This window comes from Accumulibacter sp. (genome assembly GCF_032229525.1).
Classification (GTDB): Bacteria; Pseudomonadota; Gammaproteobacteria; order Burkholderiales; family Rhodocyclaceae; genus Accumulibacter.
Map to the genome: position 1 here is coordinate 24,315 of NZ_JAVTWB010000211.1, position 9,633 is coordinate 33,947.

At 64.3% G+C, this 9,633-nt stretch carries 12 protein-coding genes and 1 pseudogene; 4 read left to right on the forward strand and 9 right to left on the reverse strand.

Features of this window, described 5'->3' with window-relative positions; translation table 11 throughout:
* Window positions 1–265: 265 nt before the first annotated feature.
* The 9 genes from tolR to RUW20_RS17200 form a co-directional block, all read right to left on the reverse strand.
* Window positions 266–670, reverse strand: a complete 405-nt coding sequence (gene tolR, locus RUW20_RS17160) for a protein TolR (protein ID WP_313953441.1) — start codon at window positions 668–670, stop codon at window positions 266–268.
* A 4-nt stretch (window positions 671–674) separates the two neighbouring features.
* The gene (tolQ, locus tag RUW20_RS17165) at window positions 675–1,352 is read right to left on the reverse strand and encodes a protein TolQ (RefSeq protein ID WP_313953442.1); all 678 of its coding nucleotides are present in this window, start codon (window positions 1,350–1,352) and stop codon (window positions 675–677) included.
* The gene (ybgC, locus tag RUW20_RS17170; protein ID WP_313953443.1) at window positions 1,349–1,825 is read right to left on the reverse strand and encodes a tol-pal system-associated acyl-CoA thioesterase; all 477 of its coding nucleotides are present in this window, start codon (window positions 1,823–1,825) and stop codon (window positions 1,349–1,351) included. Before ybgC ends, tolQ begins: the two co-directional genes overlap by 4 nt.
* Window positions 1,826–1,867: 42 nt before the next feature.
* Window positions 1,868–2,932 (reverse strand): Holliday junction branch migration DNA helicase RuvB, encoded by a 1,065-nt coding sequence (ruvB, locus tag RUW20_RS17175; RefSeq protein WP_313953444.1) that lies wholly within the window; start codon window positions 2,930–2,932, stop codon window positions 1,868–1,870.
* The gene (locus RUW20_RS17180) at window positions 2,929–4,014 is read right to left on the reverse strand and encodes an AI-2E family transporter (RefSeq protein WP_313953445.1); all 1,086 of its coding nucleotides are present in this window, start codon (window positions 4,012–4,014) and stop codon (window positions 2,929–2,931) included. Before RUW20_RS17180 ends, ruvB begins: the two co-directional genes overlap by 4 nt.
* Before the next feature lie 9 nt (window positions 4,015–4,023).
* Window positions 4,024–4,599, reverse strand: coding sequence for a Holliday junction branch migration protein RuvA (ruvA, locus tag RUW20_RS17185; RefSeq protein ID WP_313953446.1), 576 nt, complete (start codon window positions 4,597–4,599; stop codon window positions 4,024–4,026).
* Between the two features lie 12 nt (window positions 4,600–4,611).
* Entirely contained in the window at window positions 4,612–5,166 is a 555-nt protein-coding gene (ruvC, locus tag RUW20_RS17190) for a crossover junction endodeoxyribonuclease RuvC (RefSeq protein ID WP_313953447.1), read from the reverse strand.
* Window positions 5,163–6,044 (reverse strand): DMT family transporter, encoded by an 882-nt coding sequence (locus RUW20_RS17195; protein WP_313953448.1) that lies wholly within the window; start codon window positions 6,042–6,044, stop codon window positions 5,163–5,165. Before RUW20_RS17195 ends, ruvC begins: the two co-directional genes overlap by 4 nt.
* 117 nt (window positions 6,045–6,161) lie before the next feature.
* Window positions 6,162–6,941 (reverse strand): IclR family transcriptional regulator, encoded by a 780-nt coding sequence (locus tag RUW20_RS17200; RefSeq protein ID WP_313953449.1) that lies wholly within the window; start codon window positions 6,939–6,941, stop codon window positions 6,162–6,164.
* A gap of 100 nt (window positions 6,942–7,041) precedes the next feature.
* Between RUW20_RS17200 and RUW20_RS17205 the strand changes: the two are divergent.
* From RUW20_RS17205 to modA, 4 genes and pseudogenes are all read left to right on the forward strand, one after another.
* Window positions 7,042–7,194 (forward strand): annotated as a pseudogene (locus RUW20_RS17205) (heterodisulfide reductase-related iron-sulfur binding cluster); the annotation flags it as partial.
* Between the two features lie 41 nt (window positions 7,195–7,235).
* On the forward strand, window positions 7,236–7,949 hold the full coding sequence (locus RUW20_RS17210; protein WP_313953450.1) for an aldehyde dehydrogenase family protein: 714 nt from the start codon (window positions 7,236–7,238) through the stop codon (window positions 7,947–7,949).
* A 3-nt stretch (window positions 7,950–7,952) separates the two neighbouring features.
* Window positions 7,953–8,909 carry a D-2-hydroxyacid dehydrogenase gene (locus tag RUW20_RS17215; protein WP_313953451.1) on the forward strand — a complete coding sequence of 319 codons (957 nt, stop codon included), beginning with the start codon at window positions 7,953–7,955 and terminating at the stop codon, window positions 8,907–8,909.
* Between the two features lie 4 nt (window positions 8,910–8,913).
* A partial coding sequence (gene modA, locus RUW20_RS17220; protein ID WP_313953452.1) for a molybdate ABC transporter substrate-binding protein occupies window positions 8,914–9,633 on the forward strand: 720 nt, incomplete at its 3' end.

Here is a 9,633-nt window from a genome sequence, read left to right on the forward strand (position 1 = left end):
GGCTCTGGTTTGGGCTCGGGTTTTGGTTCCGGCTTTGGCGGTGGGCTTGGCTCCGGTTTGCCAACCGCGACTGGTGCCGGCGCGCTGCGCCAGACCTCGACCTCGACCGATTTTGGTGTCTGGCTTTTCCATTGCACGCCGAAGAACAGTGCGGCGACGAGCAGCAGGTGAACGATTGCCGACAGCGCCAGCGATGGCCATTTGGCTGGAGCTTCTGTTTGCGGCGGTCGCGTTACGGTATCGTCGGATTCCACAGATCAGAAACTCACTTGTCGGCCAGTTGAACGAGAAGGCCGATGCGTTTGACCTGCTTGCTCTGGAGCTCGTCCATGACCTTGAGTACCGCTTCGTAATTGACTTTCGGATCGCCGGCGATGACCACCGCCAGGTCGGGGTTCTTCTCTTGCGCGGCAAGAATCGCCTCTGACAACTCGCGGCGGCTGACGCCGCGCTCGCTGCCGTTCGGCGTTCGCAGTTCCAGCGTCTGGTTGGCACGCACGATCACCTGCAGCGCTTCGGCTGGCGGTTGCGCCGCTTTGCCAACCGAGGGCAAGTCGATGACCGCGGTGGTCATCATCGGCGCGGTGACCATGAAGATCACCAGCAGCACCAGCATGACGTCGATGTAGGGGACGACGTTGATCTCGTTCTTCAGACGGCGTGGACGCATGACCTTACCTCACCTGTCTTTGCAGGATGTTCGAGAACTCCTCCATGAAGGATTCGAAGCGCGACGACAGACGGTCGATGTCGTGCGCAAAGCGGTTGTACGCGACCACCGCCGGAATCGCTGCAAAAAGGCCGATCGCGGTCGCCACCAGCGCTTCGGCAATGCCTGGTGCAACCGCCGAGAGCGTCGCCTGACCGACATTGGAGAGCCCCCGGAAGGAGTGCATGATTCCCCACACCGTTCCGAACAGGCCGACATAGGGGCTCACCGAGCCGACTGAAGCGAGAAAGGCGAGATGCGAGTCCAGGCTGTCCATCTCGCGTTGATAGGTGGCGCGCATGGCCCGTCGCGCGCCGTCGATGACGTCCTTCGCCTCGAGGTTCTTCTGGCTGCGCAGCTTGGTGAATTCGCGGAAACCGGCCTCGAAGATGCGTTCCATGCTGCCGGACCTGTGGCGATCGTTGATTGCGCTCTGATAGAGGCTGTTGAGATCGCCACCGCTCCAGAAGTCACGTTCGAACTGCTCGGTCTGCCGTCGCGCCGCTTTGACCGTGAACCATTTGCGGAAAATGTAGTACCAGGACATGAACGAGACACCCACCAGCAGCAACATGACTGCCTGGACGACGGCGCTGGCGTTGAGGATCAGGTGCAGGATCGAGAGGTCTTGCGAGACATTCATTGCAGGGCTTCCAGTTTGGATCGCAGAAATGCGGGAATCGAAGTTGGCTTCATTTGCGCCGAGTTTACGCAAACGATGTGGATCGCAGCGCCGACCAGTTCCAGCCAGCCGCCAGCACCGTTTTCGTCCGCGCGCCGGATGTGCTGGCGAAAGAATATCTGCGCGTGGCTCATCTTTTCCACTTCCAGACTGACCAGCAACTGGTCGTCAAGCCGTGCCGGCTTCAGGAAGTCGACGTTGGCGCTGCGTACGACGAAGGCAATCCCGTCGTCGCGCAGCAAGTCTGCCTGCTGATGACCGGCTGCGCGCAGCCATTCGGTGCGGCAGCGTTCGAGGAACTTTAAATAGTTGGCGTAGTAGACGACCCCGCCAGCATCGGTGTCTTCGTAGTAGATACGAACTGGAATCGAGAAAGCACTGGGCCTGGACGAAGATTTCATAGTGAGATCAGATTCTAACGCAGCATTCTTCATGCAAACAGTACGCTTTTGTGACTGGGCTTGCTGCACCCGCTTTCAGGAGCTTCGCCAGAGTTCGGCTGGTGGCCCGCCGAGCGTGTGGTCGAGACCGAGGTGACGATACACCGCCGCCGTTGCCACCCGTCCGCGTGGTGTGCGCTGCAGGAAACCCTGCTGGATCAAGTAGGGTTCGAGCACGTCCTCGATGGTGTCGCGCGCTTCGCCAATGGCGGCGGCGAGATTGTCGACACCGACCGGGCCGCCACCAAACTTGTCGATCACCGCCGACAGCAGTTTGCGATCCATCACGTCCAGCCCACCATGGTCGACGTCGAGCATCAGCAAGGCGGCGTCGGCCACCTCGCTGGTGATCCTGCCGGCGGCCTTGACCTCGGCGAAATCACGCACGCGCCGCAGCAGCCGGTTGGCGACCCGCGGCGTACCGCGAGAACGCCGCGCGATCTCCAGCGCACCGCCCGCTTCGGCCGGCACCTTGAGCAGTTGCGCCGAACGGGTCACGATCAGCGTCAGCTCCTCCGGCGTGTAGAACTCGAGCCTGGCGACAATGCCGAAGCGGTCGCGCAGCGGGTTGGTCAACATGCCGGCGCGGGTGGTCGCGCCGACCAGCGTGAACGGCGGCAGATCGAGCTTGACCGAGCGCGCTGCCGGGCCTTCACCGATCATGATGTCGATCTGGAAGTCTTCCAGCGCCGGGTAGAGGATCTCTTCGACCACCGGCGACAGGCGGTGAATTTCATCGATGAACAGCACGTCGTGCGGTTCGAGATTGGTCAGGATCGCCGCCAGGTCACCGGCACGTTCAAGTACCGGGCCGGAGGTCGAGCGCAGGTTGACGCCCATTTCGGTGGCGATGATATGCGCCAGCGTCGTCTTGCCGAGACCCGGTGGACCGAACAGCAGAACGTGGTCGAGCGTGTCCTTACGTCTTCTGGCAGCTTCGATGAAGATCGCCAACTGCTCGCGAATCTTCACTTGGCCAACGTACTCGGACAGGCGCCGGGGGCGCAGGGCGCGCTCGATCGCGTCTTCCTGAGTCGACTTCGACTCGGCGGAGATCAACCGATCGACTGGGGTGGCGCCGAGATCATCGGTTTCGATCATTGTTTTTCAGCCTCTGCTGCCAAAGCGGCCGGGGAGTCAGGGCCGGCGTGTGCCAGCCACTCGCGGATCAACACCTGCCCCAGGGCGAGCAGTGTCGGCCCGAGGAAGAGGCCGATGAAGCCGAAGACCAGGACGCCGCCGAAGACGCCAACAACGATCAGCAGCAGCGGCAGGCTGGCGCTGCGTGAGATGAGGATCGGCTTGAGGAAGTTGTCGACGCTGCTGATGGCGAACATTCCCCACAGCACCATGAAAACGGCCCAGCCAGTCTGGCCACCGTTGTACAGCCAGATGGCGGCGCCCAGCCAGATCAGCGTCGCGCCGATGACCGGCACCATCGAGAAGAAGAAGGTCGCAATGGTCAGCAGGACGATACCCGGAACGCCGGCAACGAGAAAGCCGATCATCGCCACCATCGCCTGCGCCGCGGCCGTCCCGACGATTCCCGCCATGACGCCGGTGACGGTTCCCTCGGCCAGCGTCAGCATCCGTTCGCCGAGGTCGCCGGCGAGCATGCGGCTGCCAGTGAGCAAGGCATCGGCATAGAGGTGCGCGTCGCGGAAAATGAAGAAGACGAAGAAGATCACCAGCACCAGTTGCAGCAGCCCTTGCGCAAACAGCGCGACGGCGGCCAGGGCGAACTTGCGCGTCGGGTCAAAAACCTGGCGCAGAAGATTGTTCATTTCTTCGCGGCTTTCCGCCAGATCCTGCCAGTATTGAGTGATCTCCGGACCAACGATCGGCAGCCCGGAAAGCAAGGTCGGCGGATCGCTGGGAAGACCGCTCTCGAGCAATGGCTTCACCTGACGGATGCCGATCTGAACGGCGTCGGCGAGTGACCCCGATAGCAGAGCCATCGGCACGACGAGCAAGAGCAGCAACAGCAGTGACAGCAGCAGCGCCGCCAGGCTGCTACGGCCGCCGCAGAGCGTGAGCAAGCGGTTGCGGATCGGCAGCGTGGTCAGGCAGATGACAACGGCGAAGAGCAGGGTGCCGGTAAACGGCAGCAGCACGGCCACACAGCCGATCAGCAGTAGCGCCACGAGCGCGATCTGGATGAGTTGTTTGTGGCTGGGGTTCATGGTCGTGATTCAGACCTTTGACAGCAGTTTCAACGCCTGCCGAATGCCGTCGGAAGTGGTGATGTCGGCCGGCAGCTGCTTTAGCGCCGCGCCCGCTTCGCGGTCATTGTAACCCAGTGCCAGCAGGGCATTGAGAACGTCATTGCGGCTGTCGTCCGCGGCGACCGCGCCTGCCGGAATGACGTCGGCCAGTTTTCCCTTAAGCTCCAGAAGCAGGCGTTCGGCGGTCTTGGTGCCGATACCCGGCACTTTGGTCAGCCGCCCGACTTCCTGGCGCGCGACCACCAGCGCCAGATCGCTCACCGACAGTCCGGAAAGCACCGACAGTGCCATGCGCGCGCCGACGCCGGAGATCTTCAGCAACTGGCGAAAGGCGAAACGCTCGGCTTCGCTGGCAAAGCCATAAAGAAAATGGCCATCCTCGCGGACGACGAAATGCGTCAGCAAGCTGAGCTTCTCGCCGTTTTCCGGCAGATTGTAGAAAGTGCTCATCGGCACGTCGAGTTCGTAGCCGATGCCATGGACGTCAACCACCACCTGCGGCGGGTTCTTTTCCAGCAGGATGCCACTGAGGCGGCTGATCATTGTTGCGCTCCTCTAGTTGCCGACAATCAATCGGCCATTGCGAACATGTAGCCCGCGGCTGCTGATGGCCCCTAACCCCTGCCCGCCGTGTGCGTGCGCAATCGCGCAGGCCAGAGCGTCCGCGGCGTCCGCACTGGGGTCGCCGGGCAAGGAGAGCAGGCGACGCACCATGTGCTGCACCTGCACCTTGTCGGCGTGGCCATTGCCGACCACCGCCTGCTTCACTTGTAAGGCCGTGTACTCGGCGACTTCCAGGCCGCTGGCGACCAGCGCGGTGATTGCCGCGCCGCGCGCCTGGCCGAGCAGTAGTGTCGATTGCGGATTGACGTTGACGAAGATGATCTCAACGGCCGCTTGATCGGGCCGGTGCTGCGCGACCAGCGCCAGGAGCTCGGCGTGTATCGTCCCCAGGCGCTTGGGCAGCGAATCGCTGGCGTCGGTCTTGACGCAACCGCTGGCGAGGTAGGCCAGGCGGTTTCCCGCTTTCTCGATCAGACCGAAGCCGGTGATGCGCAAGCCCGGGTCGATGCCGAGGATGCGCAACACGTTTTGCCCGGCGGCGCTCATCGCCGGGTGGCCCGTGCCAGATAGACGCCGCCCACTGCCAGCACCATCCCGGCTATCGCCAGCCCACTGAGGGTTTCGTCGAACAGCAGCCAGGCGATGATTGCCGTGCTTGGTGGCGTCAGGTAGAACAGCGTCGCGACGTTCACTGCGCTGCCGCTACGGATCAATACATTGAGCAGACTGATGGCTCCGACCGAAAGCACCAGTACCAGCCATAGAAGGGCAAAAACAAAGTGTGGCGTCCAGTCGATGCTCATGCTTTCGGTCGCCGACGCAACCAGCGCGGTGACCACGGCGGTCGGCAGGAACTGGATCACCGAGCCGGTGCGCAGATCGAAGCGCGGACAGAAACGCTTCTGGTACAGGGTGCCGCAGGTGATTCCGAGCAGTGCGGCGAGTGCTGGCAAGAGCATCGCCGCCAGCGGCACGTCGCCGAGCTTGTTGGCGACCACCAGGCTGACCCCCACAAAACCCAGCGCCAGACCCAGCCATTGGCGGGGCGAGACGCGTTCGCCGAGCAGGAGGCCTGCACCGCAGGCGGTCAGCAGGGGTTGCATGCCAACCACCAGCGCGGTGACGCCGGCTGGCAGGCCGTGTTTGATGGCCATGAACACGCCGCCCAGATAGACCCCGTGAACCAGCAGGCCGGAAACGCCGATGTGCAAGAACTGCTGCCGGTTCGTCGGCCAGGGCGCGCGCGTCAGCAGGACAAAGGGAATCATCAGCGCCAGCACCAGCAGGTAGCGGGTCAGCAGGAAGGTCAGGGGTTCGGTGTACGGCAGGCCGAACTTGGCGCCGATGAAACCGGTACTCCACAGAAAGACAAAGAGAAACGGCAACAGGGCAGTCAGGCGGTGCGTCGAATCGGTGTTCGGCATGGGCTCGGGTGAGGGCTTGGGCACGGTGAGCAAGCACGGGAGTGTAGCAAGCATCGCCGCCAGAGGGGCGGCGAACACGGCCTACAGAAATCATCGCCAGCGCGGGCGACGCGCGGCCTATTTGCGCTGCGTCTGGCGATGCCCCAGGGCGCGCGATATCTCGTCGGCGGTGGCCTTGATCGATTTCACCCAGTCCGGATTGTGCCGATCGCTGGGCGCCGACACGGACAGCCCGGCGACCATTTGCCCTTCGTCATTGCGTACCGGCGCAGCGATACAGCGCAGGCCGATCTCGGCTTCCTCGTTGTCGAAGGCAGCTTCGTGGCGGCGAATCTTGTCCAGTTCCTTCTCCAGCGCATCGAGGCGGGTCAGCGAATGCGGCGTCTTGCCCGGCAGGCCGGTCCGTCGGGCATAGGCACGCACGTCGGCCGCGCTATCTGCGGCCAGAAACAGCTTGCCGACCGAGGTCAGGTGCAGCGGTGCGCGCCCGCCGACCAGATAGACCACGCGGATCAGCGCGCGGCCGCTCGAGGTGCGCTCGACATAGACGATCTCGTCTTCGTGGCGGATGCCGAGATTGACCGCTTCGCCGACGATTTCGTGCAACTGCTGCATGTACGGCAAGGCGATTTCGCGGATGTTGATCCGCGACTTGACCAGATTGCCCAGTTCGAGGAGCTTGATGCCGAGCACGTAGGTCCCCGCGTCGTGCCGTTCGACCAGCGCGGCGCTGGTCATCGCCGCCAGGATGCGGTGTGCGGTCGACGGGTGCAGGCCGGTGTTCCTGGCCAGTATCTTGAGACTCACCGCTTCCGGCTTGTCGGCCAACACGTCAAGCAGCGACATCATGCGCTCGATGACCTGAATCGAAGCTTTCTCTGCCTGCTGTTCCGCCATCGCCTTCGTGTCGAACCTTCCGTTTTGGCCTGCGGGAGAATATCATTGGGCGCTCCGCCACTCGCCCACCGTATCTTGTGCGGCGCAATATCTTACCATCATGCGCCTTACCCTGTTCGTCACCTGTCTGGCCGGGCTGATGCGCCCGAGTGTCGGTTCCGCGACCATCAGGCTGCTCGAGGCCGCCGGATGTGCTGTTGAAGTACCCGCAGGCGAGACCTGCTGCCGCACCGGGCAGCGCGCCGAGCGTAGCCGATCACCCAGACCCCCCTCGCCAAGGAGTGTGATTTCCGAATGATGTCCGAAACCGACGAGATCCTGGCCATTCCGCTGTGGATCAATGGCCATGCCTACCTGACCATGGCGCCGAGTTTTTTCGATGTGCGCGACCCGCGCAGCGGCCAGGTCAAGCGCCGCACGCCGATGTGCGGCGCCTCCGAAGCAGTGGTCGCCGTGGACGCGGCGCAGGCCGCCCTGGCCGGCTGGGCCGCGACAACGGTCGGCGAGCGCGCCGCGCTGTTGGCGGCGCTGGCCGACGCACTGGCCGAATACGAGGATCACTTTGCCGCGCTGATCGCCGAGGAAACCGGCAAGGATGCGGCGCAGGCCGCCACCGAAGTCACACAGGCTCTGCAGTTGCTGCGCGCGGCGGCGTCAGACACCGCGGCGGCTACCACCGGCGGCGCCGCGGTGGTGGCCATCGTCAGTGACGACCGCGCGCCCCTGCTCGGTCCCTTGCGCCATGCCGTTCCGGCGCTGCTGGCGGGGGCGACGGTAGTCATCAAACCGAGCCCGAAAGCGCCGTCGCCAGTCTTTGCGCTGGCTGAACTGACGGCTGACAGTGACTTTCCTCGCGGCGTCTTCAATATCCTGCATGGTGATCTGGCGGCGATCGAAGGTCTCTGTGGCGCCGCGGAAGTCAGCCTGCTGCTGTTCGCCGGCGACCCGGCACTGGGCGCCAGGGTCAGCGCCATCGCCACCCGCCACGGCAAGCCTTTCGTGGATTGATCGATGCACCGCGTCGTCTACCTCGAGCGCGAATCGATCGTCGCCGACGTTCGCCGACCGGCCTTTCCGCATCACTGGGTCGAACATGCAAAGACCCTGCAGCACGAGGTCAGGGAACGCCTGGCCGGGGCGTCGATCGCCATCGTCAACAAGCTGCAGATCGACGCCGAACTGATCGCCGCGCTGCCGGCCCTGCAGATGATCGCCGTCGCGGCGACCGGTACCAACAATGTTGACCTCGACGCCTGCCGCGCGCGTGGCATCGTCGTTTCGAACATCCGCGGCTATGCCGTGCATTCCGTTCCCGAGCATGTGCTGGCGCTGTTGCTGAGCCTGTCGCGCAACCTTCTCGCCTATCGGCAGGCGGTGGCCGAAGGCAACTGGCAATGTTCCGACCAGTTCTGCTTTTTCGACTACCCGGTGCGCGACCTGCACGGCGCAACGCTGACGCTGATCGGCAGCGGCAGCCTGGGCAGCGGCGTCGCCAGGCTGGCCGGCGCTTTCGGCATGCATGTCCTGCGCAGCGAACGCAAGGACGCGCTGGAAGTGCGTCCCGGCTACACGCCGTTTGCCGAGGCTCTGCGCGAGGCCGACGTAATTTCCCTGCACTGTCCGCTGACCGCCGAAACGACCCATCTGATCGCTGAGACCGAATTGCGCGCGATGAAACCGTCGGCCCTGTTGATCAACACCGCGCGCGGTGGCCTGGTCGACGAAGCGGTTCTGGCCCGCGCGCTGCGGGAAGGCTGGATCGCCGGTGCCGGCTTCGACGTCCTGAGCGTCGAGCCGCCGCGCGCCGGTAACGCGCTGCTGGCGCCGGAACTGCTTGCGCTGCCGAATTTCCTGCTGACGCCGCACGTGGCCTGGGCCAGCCAGCCGGCGATGCAGGCGCTCGCCGACCAGTTGATCACCAACCTCGAGGCCTTCGCCCGCGGCGAGCCGCAGCACCAGGTTGCCTGAACCCATGCCGCGGCGGCATCTCTGGGTTTTCTCGCTGCTCCTGCTCGCATTGTTCGCTGGCGCAAGCAAGGTCGAAGCAACCAACGTCGCCGCTGCCGCCGACCTCAAGTTCGCCCTTGGCGAAATTGCCGCCAGTTACCAAAAGGACACTGGCAGGAAGGTCGTTCTCTCCTTTGGATCGTCCGGCAATTTCGCCCGCCAGATCCCGCAGGGTGCACCGTTCGACTTGTTCCTGTCGGCCGACGAGGCGTACATCTTCCGGCTGGCCGGGCAGGGATGGCTGCGCGACGAAGGCCGCTTGTACGCCATCGGGCGCATCGCCCTGCTGGCGCCGCACGGTTCGCCGCTGGCGGTCGATGGCGAACTACGCGATCTGGCGGCGGCGCTTGCCGACGGCCGCCTGCAACGTCTGGCCATCGCCAACCCGCAGCATGCCCCCTACGGTCGGGCGGCACGCGCCGCGCTGGAGCACGCGCACCTTTGGCAGCCGTTGCAGGGCAAACTGGTGCTCGGCGAGAACGTCGCGCAGGCGGCGCAGTTCGCGCTCAGCGGCTCGGCGCAGGGCGGTATCGTTGCCTGGTCGCTGGTCAAGGCGCCGGAGCTGGCCAGGCTCGGCGCCGCGGCGCTGATCCCCGAGAGCTGGCATCCGCCGTTGCGCCAGCGCATGGCGCTGACCCGCCGTGCCGACGCAGACGCCAGCCAGTTCTACGACTATCTGCAGCAA